Here is a 22,842-nt window from a genome sequence, read left to right as displayed (position 1 = left end):
TCTGCGTCAACTGTCCTCGTCTACGCAGTGACTGAGTTGGAAATGAGCGCGCCTCATCGGGAAAGGGCCGCTTGCTTCAGTGCGGTGACAGGGGCAAGGTCAGGGCTTTCCAACATGTGGCGGTGCCAACGTCACGATTTTTCGGTCAAAGGGTGATCATCATGCGGCGGCATCTTGTCATTATCGGCATGGGATACTCAGCCTCCCGCGTTGCGGCGCAGGCCATTGCGCAATCCTGGGATGTAACGGGCACAAAGCGCGTCCCGGACGCTCGCCCTTCGACATGCTCCGCTCCGACCGTCCGCGCCTCGTCATCGCGCCGGACCATGCTTTCAGCCGCATCCATCGGGATGACATTGCCGGCGGCACCATGGCGGCGATGGAAACAGCCTCAGGGGAAAGAGTGCTCAATTTCGTGGATACCACCCCTTCACCGCAACATGTCGTCATTGAGGGGGCTGCGCGCATCGCGCAATGGCCCCTCCCCACACCAACACCGCTTGACCAGGCCCTTCGGGAGATGAACCCGATGGCGCGAAGCTTCTGGTCAGAGCGGCGCATTGTCAGAAGCGAATTGACGTGCCGGTTGATCAATCGGGCGTGGAAATTCCCCAGTTATCGCGAGGGTCTCGCGGATATATGGGCGCACAGGCGCAGCGCCTGAAGGCCGGTCCGATGCGTCAATCATGTTTATTTCCCAACCTCAAGGCTGCAACGGGAACGCGATTCCAGCCTGCAAATGTTGGATTGTGACAAAAGGATACCGGTCGGGGCGTCACCGCCTCTCCTCACGCCGCATCCATGGAAATAAACCCGAAGCGATGCGTTTCCCTGCAATCTATCCGGCGCACCTGACTTACCCAGCCGCTCGCCCTCTGATCACCGCACCGATTTTGTCTGGTAATCGCATTGAGGCGGCACCCCGGCATCCCTTATTTGGCAGGGTTTTACGCAAGGTTAAAAAATCCGGAGGGGTCCAACGCGAGATTGACAGGATTTTGTAATAAATGCGACAATTTACGCTAGAGTGAGAGATTAAGGGGTTTTCAAGACTGGTATTTTACGCGTTGGCGACGCGTTCAGCTTCTGCAAGTCGGGATGATAAATTGACTCTGATTTTGAGCAGCATGAACCGGACAAACATTCGCCAACGATTTCTGCCCCGGCAGAAATTCGGAAGCGTGTCCGCGATTTCACGAAGATATTTCTCAAATGCAGCGCGCCTCGACACGTGCTGTGCGCTCTTACTGAGCCTCACAACCTGCGTTTCATTCGGCCCACGCCTCCTCAATCGTGATCACCTTAATTATGCGCGCGCTCGGTGAAGCTGAAAAACACGCGATGTTACTGAATATCGTGCGTCTACGATATGCCGATTCCCCAACCTTCCTTGAAACGACCCAGGTCGTCTCCGGCTATCAGATGAATAGCACGGTGTCAGGCGGATTCCATGCCTATCCTTCCTCTGTCGGCAGTTATCTGTTCAGGATGGGCTCAGGTTTCCTGCAGGAGAACCCGACCTTCACCTATCAGCCGATCACCGGGCAGCAACATGCTGAAAACATCATCCGGCCGATCTCCCCCGTCGTGATCATGCCGCTCAGCCTGGACGGGCTTCCCGTGGATACGCTGCTGCGCCTGATGGCTCAGTCAATCGATGGGCTCTCAAATATCCGCGCGTTGGGTGCAGAGCCGTCTGGCGGGGGGTCCGTGCGGTTTTACCTGTCACTGCATGATCTGCGTCAGCTTCAGATTGCGGGCGCGATGACGATCCGGATCGCGGCAGATGATGGGAAGGGTCAGAAAGATCAAACCGCTGTCGGCGCGCAGACGCCGCCGAAGGGCGATAAACAGCGCATCGAACATGCTTTCCTCGTGCTCACCGGCACGTCTGACCCCAATCTGATCACGATTCAAAATGAAGTGCGCCGCCTGCTGCATCTGGCCCCGAATGCGGAGGAGGCCGGAATCGTTTATGGCCCCTACCCGAAGCACCCTGGTCAGATTGCGATCCTCACGCGCTCCATGTTCGCGATTCTTTCCCAGATTGCCTATGAGATGGATGTGCCTCAAAGCGATGTCGAGAAGGGTCGGACTTTGGAGACGATCAACCCGGTCGGTATCGAGACGCGGCCTGACGTGGTCATTCACTCCGGCAAGAAACTGCCCGAGGATGTTTATGACGACGTGACCTATCGTGGACGGCATTTCTGGATTGAGGAGAATGATTTCCGAAGCAAGCTCAGCTTCACGATCGTCCAGATCCTCGCGGCATTGGCGGCCACCTCCCATGGCACGGGCGCGATCATCACCATTCCGGCAAATTAGGGAGGACGCGCCCCGGAAGGGCCGTTGGTCGAAGCGATGACAGCGCCATAAGCGCCATCATCCCGCATCGAATGCGGAACCCTTTGAAACGCTACACGTCGAAAAGAAAACTGGAGATGACAGAATAATTGATGAACATTGCAAGTTCCGAGCGGGCAGGTGTGGTGATATCCTGACAATGCGCGCCGTCTCTTCAGGTAACGCGCATGAACTCTTTTAGCCAAGGTCAGAGTCAGATGAGTCAACCGTCCCGCATGAAGACTGTCACTTCCCTATCTTGCGATCTTCATCCATTCGCGGTTTAACCTCGTCATCATGACGATCGTTCAGCCGACCATCCTTCAGGTTCTGCCTGCCCTCGATATGGGCGGCGTTGAACGTGGGACGATTGAAATGGCCATCGCCATCCAGAAAGCCGGGGCGCGGCCGATTGTCGCGAGTGAAGGCGGGCGACTCGTCCCGCGACTGCAGCGCCTCAACATCACGCATGTCACCCTGCCACTCAGCCGCAAATCCCCCCTCGCGATCTGGCGCAACCGGCGCGCTCTGACTGCCCTTATCCGCAAGGAAAAGGTGGGCCTCATCCATGCCCGCTCCCGCGCGCCGAGCTGGGCCGCTCTCAGTGCCGCGAAAAAGTGCAAGATCCCGTTCGTCACCACCTGGCACGGCGTCCATAAAGCGGGTTTCTCGGGGAAGAAACGTTATAATTCCGTCCTGACCCGTGGTGACCGCGTCATCGCCATCAGCGACTACATTGCGCGGCGTATGCGGCAGGAATTTAAAATTGGCGATGACAGATTGCGGACGATTTACCGCGGCGTGGATGTGACGCGATTCGATCCGGATCAGTTCCTCGGACAGCGCGTGCAGAACCTCGCGATCCGGTTCGATCTGCCGCCGGACGCAAAAATTATCCTGATGCCGGGCCGGCTCACGCGGTGGAAAGGCCAACTCCTGCTGGTTGAGGCCCTGGCCAAGCTCAAAACCGCCCTGCCATGGAAGTGTGTTTTTGTCGGGCCTGCTGAACCCACCAGCCCTTTCGTGAAGGAACTGGAAAGCCGTATCTACGCGCACGGGCTTCAGGAGAAAATTCGCTTTGTCGGCACACAGGACGACATGCCCGCGGTTTATGCCATGGCCGATGTGGTCGTTGTGCCCTCTCTCCGGCCTGAACCCTTTGGACGCGTCATTGTTGAAGCGCAGGCCATGGGCTGCCCGGTCATCGTCTCCGGTCAGGGCGGCGCGGTGGAAACCGTGCGGGATGAGCAGACGGGGCTGGTCGTCCCGCCCAATGACAAAATCGCCCTTGCACAGGCGATTGACGTCCTCCTCGATATTGATGCGGACAGTCGCGCTTACATCCGGATGACGGCGCGGCAGAATGTGATGCAGCATTACACGATGACACTCATGCAATCGCAGACGCTTGCGGTTTATGATGAGCTGCTTCATACCGAGCTCGCGCCCATATTGCCATGACCCAACCGGTAAAACCATCGTCCTCCCTGTCACAAAAAGCTTCTTCTGACCGCGAGGCCCGCCTCGCGCGGGAGGCCGCGGCACTGCGCGCCAATCTGCGGAAACGCAAGCAACAGGTGGGGGCCCGCGCGGCCAAGGCGCCGGAGGATGAGGAAAGCGGCGATGTGCCGCTCCCCGCCTCAAAGCGAGACCAGCATCAGGCGGAGTCATGAGTTGTGCGCCGTCCCGCCACTGCCGCTTCCCCCTGATTTAAACAGTCGGGACGTGATCAAAGCGTAAGAATTGCGACGCGGGTCGAAATAGGCCATCATGATTTTACGTTTTCATTTACCCCGCGTGAAGGACCTGGTCCTGTCTGCCTCTGGAAAGGATCGCCCCAATGCCTATCATGCCTGATAGCTGGATACGGGAAATGGCAAATACGAAAGGCATGATCTCGCCTTTCGTTGAGGCGCAGAAACGCGAGGGGGTGATTTCCTACGGCCTGTCATCTTATGGTTATGATGCGCGCGTCGGTGAGGATTTCAAGATTTTTACGGATGTTGATAACGCCGTGGTTGACCCGAAAAACTTTGCGGAAAACAGTTTCGTGACGCGACGCGGCAACATCACCATCCCGCCCAACAGCTTCGCCCTTGCCCATACGGTTGAGCATTTCCGCATCCCGCGCGACGTGCTCGTCGTCTGCCTCGGTAAATCCACCTATGCGCGGTGCGGCATCATCGTCAATGTCACACCGCTTGAGCCGGAGTGGGGGGGACAGGTGACGATTGAAATCAGCAATACAACCAAACTACCCGCGCGCATTTATGCGAATGAGGGTATATGCCAGTTCCTGTTTTTCCAGGGTGCGTCACCGTGTGAAACAAGTTACGCGGATCGCGCTGGCAAATATATGGGGCAAAAAGGCGTTACAACCCCAAAATTATAGGGCCGGAATATCCTTGCACCTGTCAGACTCACGCCAGAAATGACCGGATTATCGCAAGGACGAACAGTCAGAAAGTGATGTTTCGCTCCCGTGCGCCTGAATATCGTGCGTCAGGCGTGCTGCCAGGGCGGCATCGCTATTTGTTTTTAAGTGCGGGAGAAATATCGTTGGATCGGTTTATCATTCGAGGCGGCCAACGCCTGTCCGGTGAGATTCATATCAGCGGCGCTAAAAATGCGGGGCTGAAATTGATGGCGGCCGGCTTACTGACGGCGGAACGTCTGATATTGTCCAACGTCCCGCAAATTGCCGATATCCGCTTGATGGCACAATTGCTGAGACAGCACGGTATTAACGTGACTGCGCAGGATGATTCCGGGCGCGTCCTTGCCATCGGGGGTGCGGTCACCTCCATCGAAGCGCCTTATGACATTGTTTCTAAAATGCGGGCCTCGATCCTTGTTCTCGGGCCGCTTCTGGCCCGTATGCGCGAGGCCCGCGTGTCGCTTCCGGGCGGGTGCGCCATCGGGACGCGGCCTGTCGACATGCATCTGCGTGGCCTTGAGGCGATGGGGGCAAAAATCTCGCTGGAAAATGGCTATATACATGCTTCCGCCCCGAAAGGTTTGCAGGGCGATAAAATTGTCCTCCCATTCGCATCCGTCGGAGCAACTGAAAACCTCCTCATGGCCGCCACGCTCGCGAAAGGCCGCACTGAAATCATCAATGCCGCGCGTGAGCCGGAAATCAGTGACCTCGCCACCTGCCTCAACCGGATGGGCGCGCGGATAACCGGCCTTGGCACAGGGACTTTGATTATTGACGGTGTTGAAGCGCTTCATGGGGCTGAACATGCGATCATGCCGGATCGCATTGAATGCGGCACTTATGCCTGCGCCGCAGGGATCACGGGCGGTGACGTGCTGTTGGTAGACGGGCGGTTGCAGGATTTCGGCGCCGCGATCCAGAGCTTTGAGGAATGCGGCGTTGAAGTCAGCACCGCGCCCGGCGGCATCAGGGTGCGCCGTGACCGACCATTGCGGGGTGTCGATATCATGACGGAGCCCTTCCCCGGCTTCCCGACGGATATGCAGGCGCAATTTATGGCCATGTTGAGCATCGCTGAAGGTGCGTCCATGATTACCGAGACAATTTTCGAAAATCGCTTCATGCACGTGCCGGAACTTAATCGCATGGGCGCCCACATTAATGTGCATAAATCCTCCGCCATTATTCGGGGCGTATCGCGCCTGTCCGGTGCACCCGTCATGGCGACAGATCTGCGCGCTTCCTTCTCTTTGATTTTGGCGGGTCTTGCGGCAGAGGGAGAAACATCGGTCAGACGCGTCTACCATCTTGATCGCGGCTATGAAAAAGTCGATGAGAAACTCGCCGCGATCGGTGCGGACATCGCCCGAATCACCGGAGATTCGTAAGCGCGGCAACGGCGAACCATCGTCGCCACGTTGGGGTTAAGACCGGCATCAGGCGAGATGCGCGCGACCCAGGATTTTATCCGCCGCCCGTAAGCTCAAAGCCATGATCGGCGTGGCCGGGTTGGCGCAGGTCGCACTCGGGAAGATCGAATGATCTGAAATCCAGAGATTTTCAATATCGAAGCTGCGCCCCCATGCATCCACGACGGCATCATCAGGGTCCGTCCCCATGCGGCAAGTGCCCATCATGTGGGCCGAGCGCTCACTCGTCCAGATATCCCGCGCGCCCGCAGCTTCAGCAATTCGCGTCATCCATAACCCGGCATAACGATGCAGTGCCTTCTCATTGCAACTATAGGAGAGGGTGATCAGCGGCTTGGGCATTCCCGCCCGGCCGGTCTCATTGCTTAGTACCACGCGATTATCGGGCGAGGGCAGGCACTCCCCATGCGCCCCCAGTCCGATGGCGTAATTATAGTCCCGCAAATAACGCGTTAGCCCCCCAATAACCACGCCCGCGCACAACGTTCATCGCCCACGTCATGGGCATCATGCCAAGAGATTAAATCAGATAGCCCCCGACAAAATCGGCGTCTTTCGAGCGGATCATATCCTCTGTAATGGCAAGGGAGAGGTAGCCTTTATTCGGCCGCGTCACGTGATCCACCGTGCCCCAGACCTGCGTAGAGATATGGGCCATATAATTGCGCCCAACCTGACCGCTGCGATTCGCGAGGCCCGTATGCAGAAGAAGGCGCGCCGTCTCCACCGCGCCAGCACAGAGGATCACGCGCTGACAGTGTTGCACAACGTCCTTGCCGCCCTGCCGGTAAATCACGCCTGTGATGCGCCCCTGTGAATCATGTTTGAAGTCATGGGGCAAAACACTCCGCCCGGATCTCCGCGCCCGCCGCGAGGGCGCGGGGAATATAGGTCACATCCGCACTTAATTTCGCCTGATTGCGACAACCTTGATGACATGCGCCGCACCCGACACAGGTCTCGTGCGTCCACTGTTTCGCGGTAATCAGGGCGACGGGGCCATCTGCCGATGTCAGTCCGATGGCCTGACATCCACGCATCATGGCCAGCGCCGCTTCATTGCGTTGTGGCGGCGGGAAGGCGTAGCGCCGCTCGGGTCCCAGGGATAGGGGGCGGGGCCGGAAACGCCTATATCTTCTTCCACCTTAATCAGATAGGGCAAAAGCGCTTCTAACGGATCGGCCAATCCCGCCCCTGACCTGTCTCCGTGTACAATGTCATGTCGCGGGCATCCAGGCGCGAGATGAAGGCCCCGAAATGCAGCGTTGAGCCGCCCACCCCGGTGCCACTGTTGTTTCCGCCGAAAGGTTGCGGGTTTTTGCCGTCAGAGAGACGCTCCTCCAGCCAGTAAATATCCCCGGTCTGCTCCTCATCCGGTGTATGGGTGGCCGGGGCCGCCCATTTCCCCGCTTCGAGCGCGATGACGGATAATCCGGCCTCAGCGAGCACCGCCATCATCAGCGCGCCACCCGCGCCGGTTCCGATGATGACGGCATCGACCATGTCCGTGGTCAGGTAACGCTTCATGCGCCAGCCTCCGGGGCCTTAAGTATCGGTGGCTCCCATGGGGCGGACCCCTCGCCGCACCCATGACCTCAAAGCCCTGAAATGGCCCGTCCCTGCCATTGAAAACCGCGTCAATGCCGAGCTGCACCTGAACAGACGGATGCGAGATGAAAATCTGCACGCAATCCGCGCATAAATCGGAGAACCATTGTCGGAGGTAATCCTCCGAGAAATCCTCCGTGGCGATGGCGGCAGCTTCAACTTCGTTCAACAGGACCTGGATCATCTCAACATCCGGGTCCTGAAGACGCACGCTGAGCTTCTCCTGACGACATCATCCAGGTCGCAGAGGGCCAACTCGTAAGCCTGCCTGTCCGGCGGTAGATGGGCAAAGCGCCATCCATCGCCGGGCCCGCCGAGTCGCGCATCGATTCGGGCGGCGAGATTGAGCGCCTCGCGTTCCAATAATGGCTGTTGCAGCAGCACGACCGCCGTCAAAGCCTCAAGGATGGTAAAAGCGCGGTCACTAAGATGTCGGGGTCGGTAGGGATGATCCTTGAACGCCGCGCGGGCCTCAAGTGCGTCCCTTGTGCGCGCAGAAATGCGATCTGATTTGAGAAGCTGTTCGTATGTGGAAGTCATTTTAGATAAAAACAATTCTGGATGAATGAAACGTCCTGAAGAGCAGGAGGAGATTCAAGCGCTCCGTCCCGTCGATGGTTGCACGAGAATTAACGCGCCCCCGGGAGCGCCGTTTTTATGCATCTCCGGGAGACATCTATTATACATCTGACGGTAACATCTGTTTGTCTGAAGGCTGAAAAATGTTAACGTCCGCCCGCAATGGTGAATGATCACACAATTCTGGCGCCAGCCATATCGGGACGGCATGGCAGGGGCATGATTCTCGCCTTGCCAAAAGGACGCATCCTCAAGGCGCTTAAACCGCTCCTCTATCACTTAGGGTTGTTGGCAGCACCCAGCCCGACGGATGAGGCGACGCGCGCCCTGCGTTTCCCCACGACGGAGAAGCAGATTGACATCGTCCACGTCCGCTCCTTCGATGTCGCGACATTTGTGGCGCATAGCGGGGCCGATATCGGCATCTGTGGCTCGGACGTTCTCATGGAGTTTGATTATCCGGAGATCTACGCACCACTTGATCTTGAGATCGGCCATGTCGCATCAGCGTCGCGCGGCATGCAAACCACGCAACGGCGGCGGAAGCCCCCAGCTCCAAAATCGGTATCGCCACGAAACACCCCGCCATTGCCCGCCAGCATTTCGTGCAACGCGGCATGAATGCCGAGATCGTGCATCTCCATGGCGCGATGGAGCTCGCCCCGTCCCTGAACATGGCGCACGTCATCGTTGACCTTGTCAATACAGGGGCGACATTGTGGGCAAATGGTCTTGAGGAAACGGAGGTGATCGCGCACGTCTCATCGCGTCTCATCGTCAACCGCATCGCCATGAAAACGCGCCCGCAGGAAGTGACCGCCCTTATTGACCGCTTCCAGGATGCTTTACGGAATAATACCCAGTGAAAAAACTTTCCACGCGGGATGCACAATTCCGCTCACAATTCGACACGTTGATTTCCGTCCGGCAAAGTGACGCGCAGGATGTTTCCGCGCCTGTGCGCGACATCATCAGTGATGTCCGCGCCCGTGGGGATGAGGCGGTGATGGCCTATACCGCGCGGTTTGATGGCCATGAATTACATGCGGACGCGATCGCCCTGACGCGTCAGCAACGGCGAGACGCCATCGCGCAAGTGCCCGGCGCTTTGAGAGACGCCCTGCTTTTGGCGGAAGAGCGGATCATTTCATGAGCGCCAGATGCCGCAGAACGTCCTTTACACGGATGAGGCCGGTCTGGAGCTGGGCCTGCGCTGGACGCCCCTGGACGCGGTCGGGCTGTTATGTCCCGGGTGGCAAGGCTGCCTATCCGTCTTCCGTCCTCATGAACGCCTTGCCCGCATGGGTCGCCGGGGTGAAACGCATTGCCATGTGTGTCCCGATGCCGAACAGCCACCTCAACCCCCTCGTTCTTGCCGCCGCCGATATTTGTGGCGTGCAGGAAATTTACGGCATTGGCGGGGCGCAGGCGGTTGCCGCCCTCGCTTACGGCACAAAGCGGATCCCCCCGTTAATCGTATTGTCGGGCCGGGCAATGCCTATGTCGCGGAGGTCAAACGTCAGGTGTTCGGCCATGTCGGTATCAACTCCATCGCCGGGCCTTCCGAAGTCGTCATTGTCGCGGATAAAGATAATCGTCCCGAGATTATCGCCATGGACCTTCTGGCGCAGGCGGAACATGATGAGCGCGCCCAGGCCATCCTCATCACAAATGACGCCCGATTTGCCGCGGATGTCGAGGCCGCCGTCGCAGAAGCGCTTGAGACGCTGCCGCGGCGTCAGATTGCTGGATCTTCCTGGGCGGATTTCGGCGCGATCATCACTGTCTCGGATTGGGATGAGGCAGCGGAACTCGTCAATGACATCGCGCCGGAGCATCTTGAAATCATGTGTGAGGATGCGAACGGGTTTTTCCGCAAGGTGCGTCATGCCGGGGCTATGTTTCTCGAGCGGCATTGTCCCGAAGCGATTGGTGACTATGTCGGCGGTCCCAACCACGTTCTGCCAACAAATCGCACCGCGCGGTTCGCTTCAGGGCTTTCCGTTTATGATTTTCTGAAGCGCACCACCATCACGATTGGCGCCTCGCAGGACGGTTTGCAGAAGCTCGGCCCTGCCGGTGAAATCCTCGCGCGGGCAGAGGGGCTTGACGCCCATGCACAGAGTACCGCCTTGCGCCTGCATAAGTGACGCAGGCAAACTTTGAGGCATGACAAAATTTATAAGAACGGGCCGTTTTGCTTGACGGCGCCGTGCGGACTCGCACATACGCTTGAGCAGCCTGTCGCAATTAGCGACATCCGAACAGAACATGAATGGAGTATCAAGAGACACAATGTCGAAGGAAGATATGATTGAGTTCAGTGGGACGGTCACTGAACTTCTACCTAATGCCATGTTCCGCGTCACTTTAGACAATGAGCACACGATCCTTGCCCATACAAGCGGCAAAATGCGCAAAAACCGCATTCGCGTCCTGGCAGGTGATCGCGTCAATGTTGAAATGACGCCTTATGATCTTTCTAAAGGTCGAATTACGTTCCGCTTTAAGTGACGCGTGGCTATCTCCCCACATCCTGCCCTGATTCTCGCCTCCGCCTCGCCGCGGCGCGTCGCATTGCTGCGGCAGATCGGCCTGGAGCCGGACGAGATCCTTCCGGCGAAACTTGATGAGACACCGTTGAAAGGTGAGCTTCCACGTGCCTGCGCCATCCGGCTCGCAGATGCGAAAGCACGGGTCATCGCGGACCAGCTTGACCGTCCCGCTCTGATCCTGGCGGCGGATACGATCGTGGCTGTCGGGCGTCGCGTCCTCCCGAAAGCTGAGAACCCGCAACAGGCAAGAGAATATCTGGCGCTTCTCTCCGGGCGTCGTCATACAGTTTACACAGCCATTTCAATTCGCCCCTCGAAAGCCCTGGCGAAAGGACGATGCGCCTCCCGTATGGTGGCGTCAAAAGTCGCCTTTTCCTGCCTGACGCCGCACCATATTGAGGCGCTGATCGCGGCCGGAGACTGGCAAGGCAAAGCAGGTGGCTATGCTTTGCAGGGAATGGCCGCGCGATTCATCTGCTTTGTTTCCGGAAGCCCGTCCGCCGTGATCGGGCTCCCCCTCTTTGAAACGTCTCAGCTTTTACAAGGTCAGCCTCACCCTTGGTTTCGACCGGGCATAACGGAGTCCGCGACATCTCACCGCACTTGACAGAACCGAGAGGGCAAAGCGGTTTGACGACCTCAGAACGCCCAAGGAAAGAATGGTGATCATGATGAAAATCGCGGTGGATTGGAGCCCCAGTGAGGCGCGCATCGCCGCCCTCCTTGATGGCGTGCTCGTTGATTACTCATTATGGCGCCCCGGCAAACCGGATGGTTTTGGCGATATTCATTGCGTGCGAATCATCCGCCCCGTTCCCATTATGAAAGGCGCTTTCGGCCGGATATCGACGGGCGAAGATGTGTTTGTCACCGGCGTTTTCCGGAAGGTGCCCTGGTGACAGCCCGCGTCACGCACGCCGCGCAGGGCGGTAAGGGCGCGCGCCTCCAGCCGCTCCAGTCTGACGCCACATGTGACGCGCCGACCTGCCTTCAGCAAGGGCCGAACCCGTTGGAGGAAATGGCAGCGCGCTATCCTGAAGTCCGGATCCTCATCGATACGCCGTCCCTCGCGGCCCGTCTGCCGCCAGACCTGCGCCCACGATTGGAACGTGTCGCCTGTGCCTTTGATGAGGATATAAGGGACCAATGGAGCGCCCTCACGCACGAGGACATCGCATTCTCTGACGATATGAGCGCGCGCGTGACGCCGAGCGCGGCACTTTATGCGATTGATCTCAATGACGCTGACACCGCCGCCTCGGCACGTTCGCAATTTGACCGCAATATCGCGATCTTCCCGGCGCTTGCCCAAGAGATCCGCCTGCGCAACATCAATGGCGTCATCCTGATCGACCCGGCGGGCGTATCCACGCGCAAGCGCGCCGCACTGATCCCCTTTTTGCAAAATGCTTTTCGGGACGATCCGCTCAAACCGCACGATTTCGGCGCGACACCGTCCGGCTTGCTGGAATTGACCCGACCCGGGCGTCGACCCCCTTTGCATGAGCTTCTTTCATCACCACACGGTATCGGGCTCGCCGCCTTGCGGCAGGTCGTACGCACCTTATCGGGCATGCCTACCAATCAAAAATTATGTCTGAAAGCGTCCCTCGCCATTATCGATGCTTTGCAAAAAGCTGTCGCAGCTCTGGAAGATGTGTCGCGAATCCTGGGATATGAACTTCCCCTCATGGCCATTCCGGATTACCCTCCCGCGCATTGGAGTTTTTCCTGATGTCGCAATGCCCGATCTGTCGTAAAGACAGTGTCGCCCTTTACCGTCCCTTCTGCAGTAAACGCTGTGCCGATTTCGACCTTGGCAATTGGTTTCGCGGGAATTACCGCGTTCCGTTGGCGCAGGAAGATGAAATCCCGTCTCATGAGGAAAGTGAGGGTGAAAAAGATCAAGATGCCACTTGATCAACCTTCCTACATCCACTAAACCGTGCGCAGCGTCATCAGGGCGCTGTGCCCAAGTAGCTCAGCTGGTAGAGCATGCGACTGAAAATCGCAGTGTCGGTGGTTCGATCCCGCCCTTGGGCACCATCTGCCTCACTTTGAGGCGCTGCCCCCCCTTTGCGCAATTTCCGTCAACTCGTTATCGTGCCTCAGTGCGACGCGGCGCAAACGCCCCCGTTCTGGCCTTCAGGACGATCACAATTCCTGCGCAGATGATCGGGATCATCGATAGGCTAATGGCTTTCGGGCCGCCATGCGTCAGTGCCATCCCGCCCAACAATCCTGCCAGTGTGATCGCGCTGTTCCAGACGGTGGAAATCATCGCACTGGCGAGATCAATCCCTTCCCCCGCGACGGAAGCAGACGCTAGTTGGATAAATGTCCCGGCCCTGCCATAGGACAGGCCCCAAAGCACCATCATAATAATAATAATGACATAAGGATGCTGCGAGAAGAGTGAAGTCACGACCGTCATCAGCAGGAACACGGAGAGTGCCAGTAGGATAATGGTTTTCAGAGGTTTTTCCGTCAGGACACCGGCGAGCCAGACTCCTGCCAGCGAAGACACGCCAAATAAAAGCAGTAACGCGCTGACATGCGTCTGAAGGCCGGAGATTGACGTGAAAGGCGCGATATAAGTGTAGAGTATATTATACGCCCCCACCCATGCCATCGTCAGGGATAAAACGGTGGTGATGCCGGGAATTTTCAGGACGTTCAGGGGGGACAAACGTTTGTCGGCACGTTGCCCGGCGAGGTCGGGCAGGTGATATGCCACCCAGAGAGCCAATAAGAAGGCCACGCCGGAGATGAAAAGAAACGCCTCCTGCCAGCCGATCAGGTTCCCCACTGCGACGCCGGTCGGCGTCCCGACGGAAAAAGCCAGCGGCACGCCCGCCATCGCAATGGCCAGCGCCTTGCCTTGCGGGCGCGATGTCACCAGCCGTTTGGCGTAACCTGCCTGAAGCCCCCAGACCAGCCCGGCGTATAACCCGGCAAGAAAGCGCGCCGAGAGGATGAGGCCAAAATGGTGCGTTATGGCCGCGATGGTGTTCATAACCAGAAAGCCGGTGATGCCGAGGAGCAATAATGGTTTACGACGGAAACCCTACGTCAAAGCCGTGAGAGGCAGAGCCGCGATTGTCGAACCGAACGCGTATATTGTTACCATCTGGCCCGTCATGGCGTTCGAAATATCGAGCTCTGATGCGATCGTCGGCATGAGGCCCGCGGGCATTGTTTCGATGATAATGGCCAGAAAACCCGCCATCGCGAGCGCAACAAGTTCACCAACAGGGAGCTTGTCCCGTGGTGACGTCAAAAGCGTTGACACGCCTTACCCTTCCTCTATGCGCTATTTGATCTGATGAAGCGTGACCGCGAAAATTCGGTGCCCCGGAATGATGGCGCTTGATGGGCACGCCAACCCGTGTATCGCGCGCCTGATTTCAAGATGTCAGCTCATGCCACAAGGGCGTGGGGTCAGGCAAGGACGGCGCTTCACGGTGCAACGCCGACGTGCCACGTTGAACGCAAAAGCGGCCCGGAAAACCGGGCCGCTGCTTTAAATGCCACGTTCGATCGCGTCGAGGATAGAGGTTACGCGTTTAAAACCGATATTCAATACCGGCAGCGACAAGTGTCGGATTGAGCGCGTTATGCGCCTTGATGAAGGTCGGACTCCCATTATCATTGGCCCATGCATGCATACGCATGAAGATCTGCTTGACGTCGAAATTGAAGAACCAATTCCCGACGAGTTGATAATCAAACCCTGCATTGACCGATAGGCCACCTGTGAAGCCGACATTGAGCTTTTGCACAACGCCGCCAACGGGGCTCATATTATGGAACCAGGCCAGTGTCCCGCCGACGCCGATATAAGGGTTGAAGCGCTTATGCGGACGGAAATGCCACGCAAAAGTTATGGTCGGCGGAAGGGCCCAGGCGCTGCCACATCGATCTTCCCCAATGGTGTCCCTTGCGCCGCCACTTCATGACGCGTGCTAACCGCGATGAGATCGACTGAGAGATTATCCGTCAAGAAATACGTGAAGGTCAGTTCCGGCATGACCTGGTTTGTCGTTGAAATATGGCCCGAGATCGGTTTGTTCGCGAGCCAGACTTTACTATTCATGTCTTGCGGCAGGACACCCAGCGCGGAAAGGCGGACGATGAAATCACCTTTGCCGAAACCGATCTTGGTGGAGGAACAGGTTTTGAAGATCCCACAAGCATGGTCCGACATCGCTGCCTTCGGCGGCATACCCTGCGTCGTCGTCAATGGTGCATTGACGTAAGCCTGACTGGCTGGAGACGCTGCCTGTCGCGCATGGGCGACCTTGAAACGTCGCCGCCGAGAGGAAGGAGCCTGTTATGGCGGCCAGGCAGCTTTTGATGGAGAAGGTCATATCGCACCCTGATAAAGCAATTTCAACGGCGCAATTATTTGACAGAAAGTAAAAGGCTTCCTTGATCAAGATCAATAGGCTATCCTTAATTTCAAACTGTTGCAGTAATACCACATATGTGGCGCAGGCGCTGAATGATGAGTTTTTCTCCTTGTATGCTAAAACCCGAATCCGAAATGCCGATACTTCCCAATGATAAGGAAGAATGCAGCGTCTGTGCCTCGCGCGAGCTTGTCCATGCGCAGAAGCGGATGCTTTTGCTCGGTCGCAAAACCGCCAGTGAGCGCCTCGCCAGTTTTCTGAGAGAGCGCTTCCTCCTTAATAAGGCGGCTCTCGGTCACCTTGCCTTGCCAATGACGCGGATGGATATCGCCGATTATCTGGGCCTGACCATCGAGACAGTCAGCCGTACCTTCTCGGCATTTCAACGTCAGGGGCTGATCCATATCCCCCACACGCGCAACGTTCTGATTCAGGATATCGACGCTTTGTCAGCGCTCGCCGATGATGACATCACGTCGAAGCGCCGTCCTTCTGACGCTCGGAACCGCAGCTACACGCGTCAGGATGGGAAAAAACGTTTTATGAACGCGTGCAAACCGATCTGCCGCGCCGTACGCAGTCGCGCCGCCCTCAACACCGCTTTCGTCTGACGTATGGCGTGGTCGAGATCATCATTGACAATATTGTGATCAAATTCCGCCCAATGCGACAATTCATTCTGCGCGGCGCGCATTCGGTTTTCAATTGTCTCATTGGAGTCGGACTGACGTCCGCGCAGGCGACGTTCCAGCTCCTCAATTGAGGGGGGGAGGATGAAGATGCTCACGACGTCGTCGGGCAAGGCGGCCCGCATCAACCGGTGTCCCTGCCAGTCAATATCAAAGACCATATCATAACCTTCCGCGAGCGCTTCTTCGGCCGGGGGGCGCGGCGTCCCGTAACCATGGCCGAACACTTCCGCCCATTCCAGCAGATCGCCCTGTGCGATCATCTCGTCATAAGCTTTTCGGTCCCGGAAATGATAATGCACGCCCTCTTTCTCGCCTGGACGCGGCAGACGGGTCGTCACGGAAACGGAGTGCATCAGACGTGATTCAGACGCACGCAAGGCATTGGCGATCGTCGATTTCCCCGCACCGGATGGCGCGGAAATAATCAGACACACACCGCGCCTTTTAATCACATCTTTCATGCCCCCAACCTTTTCCGCCGCGCAACTAGCGCAGCTTTCAGACCCATCTTTTACTCGGCTCCTCGCTCCAGGTCGTTCGGACACCATTGACCTGCATGAGATGATTGATCAGGACACCGTAGTCACTTCGGCCGCGCAGAAGAAACGACAAGGCGAGATATCCTTTATTATTGTTTCGATCCTGACGCACGTGAAGGGCCTCATACCCCCTGACGACGATAACGCCGTCATTGACACGTTTGCGCTGCTACACGTGACGAGTCGAGAACGATGCGGCCCGTCGAGAGCACGTCGATGAAGCCATATTTGGAGACGATCATGAAGAGCGCTGCCGCAACACCGACCAGCGTATAAGTGCGGAATCCCGCGCTCTTCTGGTGGTATTCCCGCTCGAGCCCGATAATCGCGGACAGGATGAAGGCGAGAATCAGTTCCATCACCTGCATCCATCCATCACCACTATTCTGCCCGACGGGCCAAATCGATATCAAGGGCCGCGCCTCCCCGGTTTTTGTAATTCACGATGCGAAGGGCTACCCACTTGGCCTCTCGCAACGTTATAACGACTGGACACGTGAAAGGGAACCACATGCCCTCTATAGATGACCCCGTGACATGCCGAGATAACCCTGCCCATGACTGATAAAACCGCAACCGATACATTGCTCGATGAACTTGTCCGCCGCACCCCGCCCGCCAATCTGGAGGCCGAGATGGCGTTACTGGGCGCGCTTCTGACAAATAACAAAGCCTATGAGCACGTCTCGGATTTTCTGGCGGCGGAGCATTTCGCGAACGCGGTGCACGGCAAGATCTACGGCGCGATTGCCCGGCGGATTGATCGTGGGATGCTGGCGGACCCGATCACGATGCGGGCGGATTTTGAACATTCCGGGATGTTGGAGCCGGTAGGCGGCACCGCCTATCTGGGGAAATTACTCGCTTCCATGGTGGGTATCGTCAATGCGGGGGAGTATGGCCGCGCCATCCATGATGCCTGGATCAGACGGCAACTCATCGATATTGGTGAGAACGTCGTCAATAACGCCTATGGCGCCACGACGGAGCTTGCGGGCTCCGAGCAGATTGAGGCGGCGGAAGAGACGCTTTTTAAACTCGCGACGGATAAGGGTCAGGATGGCGGGTTTGTCGCGTTTGATCGCGCGTTGGCAACAGCGTTGGAGGTGGCGGAACACGCTTTCCTGCGCACGGGTGATGTCAGTGGCCTGACGTCCGGCTTACGGGATTTTGACAAGAAAACCGGCGGGCTGCACCCGTCCGACTTGTTGATTATCGCCGGGCGTCCCGCGATGGGCAAAACCGCTTTGGCCACGAAAATCGCTTTTTCCGCCGCGCGCACCTTGATGCAGGAAGCGACGGACAGCAACACGCAGCCGCGCGGTTCAGTCGCGATTTTCTCGCTCGAAATGTCATCGGAACAGCTTGCGACACGTATCCTCTCCGCGCAGGCGGAAATTTCGAGTGAGCGTATTCGTCGCGGGGATATTGGTCAGAAGGAATTTGACCGGTTTGTACGCGTGACGCGTGAACTTCAGGAATTGCCCCTTTTCATTGATGAGACGCCGGCCATCAGCCTCTCCGCGATGCGGACGCGCTGCCGCCGTCTGGCCCGCACAAAAGGGCTGAGCCTCGTTGTCGTGGATTATCTGCAATTAATGCGCCCCGCCGTCGGGACAAGGCCGGAAAGCCGGGTGCTGGAAATCTCGTTGATCACGCAGGGGCTAAAAGCCATCGCGAAGGAATTGTCCGTGCCGGTTATCGCACTGTCTCAGCTTTCCCGTCAGGTGGAGTCGCGGGAGGATAAAAGACCGATGCTGTCGGACCTGCGTGAGTCCGGCTCGATTGAGCAGGATGCCGATGCCGTCATGTTCGTCTATCGCGAGGAATATTACCTCAAACAGCGTATGCCGAAAGAGACGACCTATGAAGGCGCGGAGAAATATCAGGCGGCTTTGGATGACTGGCACCGTAAAATGGACCTCGTCCATAATAAGGCTGAGCTGATCCTGGAGAAACAGCGTCACGGCCCGACCGGGACCATCCCCCTCTACTTTGAAGGAGAATTCACGCGCTTCGCTGATCTCGACACGCACCACGAAGTGTGACGGCACCCGTTTTGACCTCGGGTGCCGTCAGTTGGGGTTAGAACCGCCTCAGAAATCCGCTGTCATCGGGTCAGGCCCGACGCGTCCATCAGCCCGGTCCATTTCTTCAATGCCAGCAAGGTCGGACGCGTCCAGTTGAAAATCGAACACGTCGATATTTTCCCGGAGGTGCTGGTGGTTCGATGATTTCGGGATTACGACGAGGCCCTGATCAAGATGCCAGCGGATCACGATTTGCGCCGGTGATTTTCCGTGTTTCTTCGCGATCTTCTGGATCACATCATTATCGAGATTGGTGCCACGACCAAGAGGACTCCATGATTCTGTGATGATCTCATGTTTTTCATGAAAGGCGCGCAATTGGCGCTGTTGGTAAGCCGGGTGCAGCTCAATCTGATTGATGACCGGCACTTCACCCGTTTCATGGATGATCTGCTCAAGATGATCAACATTGAAGTTCGAAACGCCGATTGACCGAATACGGCCTTCTTTTTTCAGATCAATGAGCGCCTTCCACGTCTCGACATAAAGGTTGTTTTTCGGCGCGGGCCAGTGGATGAGGTAGAGATCCAGCACGTCAAGGCTGAGCTTCTTCATGCTCTCATCAAAGGCGCGGCGGGCCGCATCATAACCATGGCCCGTATTCCATAATTTGGTCGTAACGAAAAGGTCATGATGGCGTTTGACCGCCTGACCGACGCCTTCCTCATTATGGTAAAATGCGGCGGTGTCGACCATTTTATACCCGACCCCTGCCGCGAAATCGACAATATCCGCCGTCTCATCCGCTGGCGTCTTATAAACGCCGAGGCCAAGTTGCGGGATGGCTTTTCCGTCGAGCATTTTGAGGGTGAAGTCCGGCGCATTCGCATGCTGAATGGTAGGATCAGATTTCGGCATAAAAGCCTCCTTGTCGTCTTTTACAAGTCATGTGAAATTTCGTGCCTGACGGGGCGGAGATGTTCGGGCGCCCGAAACACCCGCGCCGCATCCCGGCTTAGCGAGCATACAATTTTAAGAAGAGTCAGGCGCGATTTGTCCGGTTTTCAAACGAAATAACGCCCAGAAGGCGGGGTGCATACGCCGCATCCCGCTTTCCCAATCCTGCCCCAGGTCAGACAGGATGAGAAGATCGTCGCGGCCGCCTCCTTCTGCGTGAGGCCCAGCTTGCGCCGCGCTTTCGATATCTCCCCTGGAGAGGGGTTTCGCGCCGTGCCGCGACCGGCTTCGGTTCGGGCGTGACACCATAAATTCTACCTTCTTACCGAGTCTCATCGTCCCTCGCGAGACGCCGCGCTTGAACTATCCCTTCTTAAATAAGAATATAAACCGCGATTTAAACCCTTTCCTCAGACCTCCACTCCTTATGCGCGCGCCTTGCACGTCATTGACAGGGGTGAAGGCGGCGCAACTGAGTCATCTTTGTCATGCCCGGGCAGCGCGCCCTTTACAGATCGCAGGTGGACAATCAGTCCGCTTTCAACCCGTAAAAATCGAGCATGGGCTTGATGTCGGGCGTATGACCCGTAAAGGCCTCAAACATCGCGTCGTAATTCTCCGTATGACCACGGGAAAGCACGAGGTCCCGGAAGCGCTGGCCATTCGCCCGCGTCAAACCGCCATGCTTCCTGAACCAGTCAAAAGCGTCATGGTCCAGCATCTGGGTCCAGAGATAAGCATAGTAACCGGCCTGATACCCATTTCCCCAGATATGCAGAAAGTAGGGGCTGCGATAGCGCGGTGGCACGTGGGCCGTGTCGAGCCCGCTTTTTTCCAGCATGTTGCTTTCGAAACGATCAACATCCTTGATTTTGCGATTAGGCGACATGGTGTGCCACTTCATATCCAGCATGGCGGCGGATACGACTTCACCGAGGCGATAACCGGCATTGAAATGACGTGCGTCGAATAATTTTTTCTGCAATGGCTCAGGCGTGGTCGCGCCGGTCTGATAATGGCGGGCATAATGGGCGAAGACTTTCGGGTAGAGCGCCCAGTTTTCATTAAATTGCGACGGAAATTCCACAAAATCGCGCGCGACATTTGTGCCGGACACGGAAGGATAAACCTGATCGGCAAAGAGTCCATGCAAAGCGTGCCCGAACTCATGGAACATCGTGATCACATCATCGAACGTGATCAATTGCGGCTGGCCCGGCGCTGCCTTAACGAAATTGCCGACATTATAAATGACGGGTTTTGCTTCAAGAGCTTCGATTGCTCCATGAAATTCGACATCCATGCGCCGCCAAATTTATTGTCGCGCGCAAAATAATCGAAATACGTCAGCCCCAAGGGCGCATCATCCTTATCGCGCACCTCATAAACCACCACGTCGGATTGATAGACCGGAATATCATGGCGTTGATTGAAAGTGATGCCGTACAACGATGTCGCGGCGTAGAAAACCCCGTCTTCAAGCACAATCTTCAGCTCAAAATAAGGCTTAAGATCACCCTCACTATAGCCCAGCGTTTTTCTGCGTAATTTATCCGCGTAAAAATCCCAGTCCCACGGCGCGAGGCTGAACGTGCTGCATTCTGCCTTTATCAGCTGCGTGAGAGCCTGCTCTTCCTCATCCTGCGCGGCACGGGTTGACGCGACGAGTTGGCTCATGAAGTCGTTCGCTGCTTCAGGCGTCTTGGCCATCTGATTTTCCAGCTGGTAGGCGGCGTAATTCTTGAAGCCGCGCAGCCGCGCCTTTTCGACCCGGAGGTGCGCGATGCGCACGATCAGCGCACGCGCGTCATTGCCATCGTTTTGTTCCGCACGCGTCCAGCTCTTCTCAAAGAGAGCCTGCCGCGTCCATAGAAGGTCGTATTCCGCTACGGATGATAAAGCAGGGCGACGGTCGGGGTCAGCGGATGGGCACGCTCGGAACTTGAGACTTGCTGCGCATCCCAGCTTTTCTGGCCGAAAATCGAGTATCGCAATCCGGCAAGCAGGGACCATTTAGGGCTGAAATCCAATGTATCACTCAGGAAAAACCCGGTTTGGTCCGAATGGTAGGTGTGATATGTCGCCGTGTTGAATGATCCCTGCCAACTTTGAGGCAGGATAGGGCGATATAGATTCTGCATTCCGAGATTGATCGTTTTAAAGTCATAAGGGAGGAATTTCTCCAACCCCTGCCAGGCGATCCCGGCCGTTACATGATGGCGCCAGGCGCCGGTTGCGACCTGCCCCATCAAAATCACCTGAGCCTGGTTTAGGTGGCCCAACTGCCGGGATTGGTGCGCAGAAGCGCATCGTAATTGCCGCTTCGGTCCTGAAGCGGCATCCATTCACCCTTATAACGGCGGTAATCCCGACTATGGCTGTAATCGGTGCGCAGATTCCAGCTGTCACGAATATGCCATTTCAGCCCCGTGCCGAGGAAAATCGTGTGAGACGTGAAAAACGTGCCGGGATTGACCGTTAAATTCTTATGTCCACTGATCGCAGGGGGGGCGGACCTTTGCCGAAGGATGACGGATCAGCGGTGTAGAAATTCTGGATACCCTGATCAATGACGCGGCTTTGATAAAGCGCATCTGCCGTCCAGGTGAGGTCGCGCGTCAACCTGACATCGGTGGAGAGAGGGCCGGAATAACGTTTGAGATGGGACCCGATATAGGTCGGCCCCTCCTCATGCGTGAGATTGAGGCGGTAACCCACAATATTATTCCTGAAAAAACGGCCTCCCACATCGAGATGCTGCAACATGACGGCGTTGGCGCTATAGCCGATATCAATTGACAAGGTCCGACGTTCCGTCGGCTTCTTCATCACGAAATTGGCGATCCCGCCAGGTGCATTGAACCCGTACATGAACCCGGAAGCCCCTTTGAGGAGCTGGATCGACTCGAAACTTTCCACCGGGAGTTCAACCGTCGTCATGAAAAACGGTGTGCCGTTGATTTTATAACCATTATAATCGTCAAGCGGGATGCCGCGCACATTGAGGGAATAGGCGTTCATGGAATAAGTGTCGCCCAGACGAACAACCTATCCATCATTCTCAAAAAACGCGCCCCAGTGTTTTGACCTGTCGGTTCCGCAGACTGGCCTCGTTGATGACCGTGACGGAGTAAGGCAGATCCAGGATGCGACGATTGCCAAGCGCACCATTATCGACAAGCGATACCCTCGCCCGGACCTGTGCCCGCTCTTCCCCTTTAGCTTCAAGCGCCGACATTTTCCCGGGGGCAGCG

The 22,842-nt window shown here is 56.9% G+C and carries 28 protein-coding genes, 1 tRNA gene and 5 pseudogenes; 17 read left to right on the top strand and 17 right to left on the bottom strand.

The features are described from left to right. Positions 1 to 283 precede the first annotated feature (283 nt). From AAYR33_09540 to murA, 6 genes are all read left to right on the top strand, one after another. Entirely contained in the window at positions 284 to 664 is a 381-nt protein-coding gene (locus tag AAYR33_09540) for a hypothetical protein (GenBank protein XAO71196.1), read from the top strand. Positions 665 to 1,293: 629 nt separating this feature from the next. Beyond that, entirely contained in the window at positions 1,294 to 2,328 is a 1,035-nt protein-coding gene (locus AAYR33_09535; GenBank protein ID XAO71195.1) for a hypothetical protein, read from the top strand. 315 nt (positions 2,329 to 2,643) lie between these two features. Next, positions 2,644 to 3,807 (top strand): glycosyltransferase family 4 protein, encoded by a 1,164-nt coding sequence (locus AAYR33_09530; GenBank protein ID XAO71194.1) that lies wholly within the window; start codon positions 2,644 to 2,646, stop codon positions 3,805 to 3,807. Further along, positions 3,804 to 4,019 (top strand): hypothetical protein, encoded by a 216-nt coding sequence (locus AAYR33_09525; GenBank protein ID XAO71193.1) that lies wholly within the window; start codon positions 3,804 to 3,806, stop codon positions 4,017 to 4,019. The genes AAYR33_09530 and AAYR33_09525 overlap by 4 nt, the downstream gene beginning before the upstream one ends. Before the next feature lie 167 nt (positions 4,020 to 4,186). After that, entirely contained in the window at positions 4,187 to 4,738 is a 552-nt protein-coding gene (gene dcd, locus AAYR33_09520) for a dCTP deaminase (GenBank protein ID XAO71192.1), read from the top strand. A 167-nt stretch (positions 4,739 to 4,905) separates the two neighbouring features. Next, complete coding sequence (gene murA / locus AAYR33_09515) at positions 4,906 to 6,174, top strand: UDP-N-acetylglucosamine 1-carboxyvinyltransferase (GenBank protein ID XAO72458.1); 1,269 nt, start codon at positions 4,906 to 4,908, stop codon at positions 6,172 to 6,174. Positions 6,175 to 6,222: 48 nt separating this feature from the next. Here the strand turns inward: murA and AAYR33_09510 are convergent, their stop codons facing one another. The 6 genes from AAYR33_09510 to AAYR33_09485 all read right to left on the bottom strand — a co-directional run bounded on the left by AAYR33_09510 (position 6,223) and on the right by AAYR33_09485 (position 8,364). Further along, positions 6,223 to 6,699, bottom strand: a complete 477-nt coding sequence (locus AAYR33_09510; GenBank protein ID XAO71191.1) for a GMC family oxidoreductase — start codon at positions 6,697 to 6,699, stop codon at positions 6,223 to 6,225. A gap of 37 nt (positions 6,700 to 6,736) precedes the next feature. Next, positions 6,737 to 7,057 (bottom strand): GMC family oxidoreductase N-terminal domain-containing protein, encoded by a 321-nt coding sequence (locus AAYR33_09505; protein XAO71190.1) that lies wholly within the window; start codon positions 7,055 to 7,057, stop codon positions 6,737 to 6,739. Then, on the bottom strand, positions 7,047 to 7,259 hold the full coding sequence (locus AAYR33_09500) for a GMC family oxidoreductase N-terminal domain-containing protein (GenBank protein XAO71189.1): 213 nt from the start codon (positions 7,257 to 7,259) through the stop codon (positions 7,047 to 7,049). Before AAYR33_09500 ends, AAYR33_09505 begins: the two co-directional genes overlap by 11 nt. Before the next feature lie 127 nt (positions 7,260 to 7,386). Beyond that, a complete protein-coding gene (locus AAYR33_09495) occupies positions 7,387 to 7,674 on the bottom strand; it encodes a hypothetical protein (protein ID XAO71188.1) in 288 nt (95 codons plus the stop codon). Then, entirely contained in the window at positions 7,655 to 8,035 is a 381-nt protein-coding gene (locus AAYR33_09490; GenBank protein XAO71187.1) for a hypothetical protein, read from the bottom strand. Before AAYR33_09490 ends, AAYR33_09495 begins: the two co-directional genes overlap by 20 nt. Then, positions 8,005 to 8,364, bottom strand: a complete 360-nt coding sequence (locus AAYR33_09485) for a hypothetical protein (protein ID XAO71186.1) — start codon at positions 8,362 to 8,364, stop codon at positions 8,005 to 8,007. Before AAYR33_09485 ends, AAYR33_09490 begins: the two co-directional genes overlap by 31 nt. A gap of 201 nt (positions 8,365 to 8,565) precedes the next feature. On the opposite strand from AAYR33_09485, the pseudogene hisG reads away from it, so the two are divergent. The 8 genes and pseudogenes from hisG (at position 8,566) to AAYR33_09445 (ending at position 13,004) form a co-directional block, all read left to right on the top strand. Continuing rightward, positions 8,566 to 9,269, top strand: a pseudogene (gene hisG, locus AAYR33_09480) (ATP phosphoribosyltransferase). Continuing rightward, positions 9,266 to 10,553 (top strand): annotated as a pseudogene (gene hisD / locus AAYR33_09475) (histidinol dehydrogenase). The pseudogenes hisG and hisD overlap by 4 nt, the downstream one beginning before the upstream one ends. 145 nt (positions 10,554 to 10,698) lie before the next feature. Continuing rightward, entirely contained in the window at positions 10,699 to 10,917 is a 219-nt protein-coding gene (infA, locus tag AAYR33_09470) for a translation initiation factor IF-1 (protein ID XAO72457.1), read from the top strand. 3 nt (positions 10,918 to 10,920) lie between these two features. Then, on the top strand, positions 10,921 to 11,565 hold the full coding sequence (locus AAYR33_09465; protein ID XAO71185.1) for a Maf family nucleotide pyrophosphatase: 645 nt from the start codon (positions 10,921 to 10,923) through the stop codon (positions 11,563 to 11,565). 61 nt (positions 11,566 to 11,626) lie between these two features. Further along, a complete protein-coding gene (locus AAYR33_09460; protein XAO71184.1) occupies positions 11,627 to 11,857 on the top strand; it encodes a hypothetical protein in 231 nt (76 codons plus the stop codon). Then, positions 11,854 to 12,693 carry a ribonuclease E/G gene (locus AAYR33_09455; protein ID XAO71183.1) on the top strand — a complete coding sequence of 280 codons (840 nt, stop codon included), beginning with the start codon at positions 11,854 to 11,856 and terminating at the stop codon, positions 12,691 to 12,693. The genes AAYR33_09460 and AAYR33_09455 overlap by 4 nt, the downstream gene beginning before the upstream one ends. Beyond that, positions 12,693 to 12,878, top strand: coding sequence for a DNA gyrase inhibitor YacG (gene yacG, locus AAYR33_09450; GenBank protein ID XAO71182.1), 186 nt, complete (start codon positions 12,693 to 12,695; stop codon positions 12,876 to 12,878). Before AAYR33_09455 ends, yacG begins: the two co-directional genes overlap by 1 nt. A gap of 50 nt (positions 12,879 to 12,928) precedes the next feature. Further along, a tRNA-Phe gene (locus AAYR33_09445) sits at positions 12,929 to 13,004 on the top strand. Between the two features lie 52 nt (positions 13,005 to 13,056). Here AAYR33_09445 and AAYR33_09440 read toward each other — a convergent pair. The 3 genes and pseudogenes from AAYR33_09440 to AAYR33_09430 form a co-directional block, all read right to left on the bottom strand. Next, positions 13,057 to 14,007: pseudogene (locus AAYR33_09440) on the bottom strand (MFS transporter). An 18-nt stretch (positions 14,008 to 14,025) separates the two neighbouring features. Beyond that, a complete protein-coding gene (locus tag AAYR33_09435; protein ID XAO71181.1) occupies positions 14,026 to 14,250 on the bottom strand; it encodes a hypothetical protein in 225 nt (74 codons plus the stop codon). Positions 14,251 to 14,524: 274 nt separating this feature from the next. After that, a pseudogene (locus AAYR33_09430) lies at positions 14,525 to 15,240 on the bottom strand (OmpW family outer membrane protein). Positions 15,241 to 15,504: 264 nt separating this feature from the next. Between AAYR33_09430 and AAYR33_09425 the strand changes: the two are divergent. Further along, positions 15,505 to 15,981, top strand: coding sequence for a helix-turn-helix domain-containing protein (locus AAYR33_09425; GenBank protein ID XAO71180.1), 477 nt, complete (start codon positions 15,505 to 15,507; stop codon positions 15,979 to 15,981). Here AAYR33_09425 and gmk read toward each other — a convergent pair. Then, positions 15,891 to 16,523 (bottom strand): guanylate kinase, encoded by a 633-nt coding sequence (gene gmk, locus AAYR33_09420; GenBank protein XAO71179.1) that lies wholly within the window; start codon positions 16,521 to 16,523, stop codon positions 15,891 to 15,893. The two genes, AAYR33_09425 and gmk, sit on opposite strands and share 91 nt — an antisense overlap. Positions 16,524 to 16,762: 239 nt before the next feature. Then, positions 16,763 to 16,969, bottom strand: a pseudogene (locus tag AAYR33_09415) (MgtC/SapB family protein). 189 nt (positions 16,970 to 17,158) lie between these two features. Between AAYR33_09415 and AAYR33_09410 the strand changes: the two are divergent. After that, entirely contained in the window at positions 17,159 to 18,649 is a 1,491-nt protein-coding gene (locus AAYR33_09410; protein XAO71178.1) for a replicative DNA helicase, read from the top strand. Positions 18,650 to 18,697: 48 nt separating this feature from the next. Here AAYR33_09410 and AAYR33_09405 read toward each other — a convergent pair whose 3' ends face one another. Further along, entirely contained in the window at positions 18,698 to 19,492 is a 795-nt protein-coding gene (locus AAYR33_09405; GenBank protein ID XAO72456.1) for an aldo/keto reductase, read from the bottom strand. Between the two features lie 231 nt (positions 19,493 to 19,723). Between AAYR33_09405 and AAYR33_09400 the strand changes: the two genes are divergently transcribed. Further along, a complete protein-coding gene (locus AAYR33_09400; GenBank protein ID XAO71177.1) occupies positions 19,724 to 19,891 on the top strand; it encodes a hypothetical protein in 168 nt (55 codons plus the stop codon). Between the two features lie 226 nt (positions 19,892 to 20,117). Here the strand turns inward: AAYR33_09400 and AAYR33_09395 are convergent, their stop codons facing one another. The 5 genes from AAYR33_09395 to AAYR33_09375 form a co-directional block, all read right to left on the bottom strand. After that, a complete protein-coding gene (locus tag AAYR33_09395; protein XAO71176.1) occupies positions 20,118 to 20,891 on the bottom strand; it encodes a M3 family metallopeptidase in 774 nt (257 codons plus the stop codon). Next, the gene (locus AAYR33_09390) at positions 20,789 to 21,553 is read right to left on the bottom strand and encodes a M3 family metallopeptidase (protein XAO72455.1); all 765 of its coding nucleotides are present in this window, start codon (positions 21,551 to 21,553) and stop codon (positions 20,789 to 20,791) included. Before AAYR33_09390 ends, AAYR33_09395 begins: the two co-directional genes overlap by 103 nt. Next, positions 21,475 to 21,837 carry a TonB-dependent receptor gene (locus tag AAYR33_09385; GenBank protein ID XAO72454.1) on the bottom strand — a complete coding sequence of 121 codons (363 nt, stop codon included), beginning with the start codon at positions 21,835 to 21,837 and terminating at the stop codon, positions 21,475 to 21,477. The genes AAYR33_09390 and AAYR33_09385 overlap by 79 nt, the downstream gene beginning before the upstream one ends. 229 nt (positions 21,838 to 22,066) lie before the next feature. Next, the gene (locus AAYR33_09380) at positions 22,067 to 22,609 is read right to left on the bottom strand and encodes a TonB-dependent receptor plug domain-containing protein (protein XAO71175.1); all 543 of its coding nucleotides are present in this window, start codon (positions 22,607 to 22,609) and stop codon (positions 22,067 to 22,069) included. Positions 22,610 to 22,649: 40 nt separating this feature from the next. Then, positions 22,650 to 22,826 carry a hypothetical protein gene (locus tag AAYR33_09375; GenBank protein ID XAO71174.1) on the bottom strand — a complete coding sequence of 59 codons (177 nt, stop codon included), beginning with the start codon at positions 22,824 to 22,826 and terminating at the stop codon, positions 22,650 to 22,652. Between the last annotated feature and the right edge of the window lie 16 nt (positions 22,827 to 22,842).

Source organism: Acetobacteraceae bacterium, from assembly GCA_039613835.1.
Lineage (GTDB): Bacteria > Pseudomonadota > Alphaproteobacteria > Acetobacterales > Acetobacteraceae > Sorlinia.
Note: the sequence above shows the minus strand (reverse complement) of the source record. Positions and strands in the feature narration are given on the sequence as shown.

Coding starts and splice junctions, on each gene's coding strand:
- AAYR33_09540 (XAO71196.1), top strand. CDS start 284: ATGCTCCGCTCCGACCGTCCGCGCCTCGTCATCGCGCCGGACCATGCT.
- AAYR33_09530 (XAO71194.1), top strand. CDS start 2,644: ATGACGATCGTTCAGCCGACCATCCTTCAGGTTCTGCCTGCCCTCGAT.
- AAYR33_09525 (XAO71193.1), top strand. CDS start 3,804: ATGACCCAACCGGTAAAACCATCGTCCTCCCTGTCACAAAAAGCTTCT.
- dcd (XAO71192.1), top strand. CDS start 4,187: ATGCCTATCATGCCTGATAGCTGGATACGGGAAATGGCAAATACGAAA.
- AAYR33_09500 (XAO71189.1), bottom strand. CDS start 7,259: ATGATGCGTGGATGTCAGGCCATCGGACTGACATCGGCAGATGGCCCC.
- AAYR33_09495 (XAO71188.1), bottom strand. CDS start 7,674: ATGATGGCGGTGCTCGCTGAGGCCGGATTATCCGTCATCGCGCTCGAA.
- AAYR33_09485 (XAO71186.1), bottom strand. CDS start 8,364: ATGACTTCCACATACGAACAGCTTCTCAAATCAGATCGCATTTCTGCG.
- infA (XAO72457.1), top strand. CDS start 10,699: ATGTCGAAGGAAGATATGATTGAGTTCAGTGGGACGGTCACTGAACTT.
- AAYR33_09460 (XAO71184.1), top strand. CDS start 11,627: ATGATGAAAATCGCGGTGGATTGGAGCCCCAGTGAGGCGCGCATCGCC.
- yacG (XAO71182.1), top strand. CDS start 12,693: ATGTCGCAATGCCCGATCTGTCGTAAAGACAGTGTCGCCCTTTACCGT.
- AAYR33_09425 (XAO71180.1), top strand. CDS start 15,505: ATGCCGATACTTCCCAATGATAAGGAAGAATGCAGCGTCTGTGCCTCG.
- gmk (XAO71179.1), bottom strand. CDS start 16,523: ATGAAAGATGTGATTAAAAGGCGCGGTGTGTGTCTGATTATTTCCGCG.
- AAYR33_09410 (XAO71178.1), top strand. CDS start 17,159: ATGACTGATAAAACCGCAACCGATACATTGCTCGATGAACTTGTCCGC.
- AAYR33_09405 (XAO72456.1), bottom strand. CDS start 19,492: ATGCTCGACGGAAAAGCCATCCCGCAACTTGGCCTCGGCGTTTATAAG.
- AAYR33_09395 (XAO71176.1), bottom strand. CDS start 20,891: ATGGATGTCGAATTTCATGGAGCAATCGAAGCTCTTGAAGCAAAACCC.
- AAYR33_09385 (XAO72454.1), bottom strand. CDS start 21,837: ATGGGGCAGGTCGCAACCGGCGCCTGGCGCCATCATGTAACGGCCGGG.
- AAYR33_09380 (XAO71175.1), bottom strand. CDS start 22,609: ATGAACGCCTATTCCCTCAATGTGCGCGGCATCCCGCTTGACGATTAT.
- AAYR33_09375 (XAO71174.1), bottom strand. CDS start 22,826: ATGTCGGCGCTTGAAGCTAAAGGGGAAGAGCGGGCACAGGTCCGGGCG.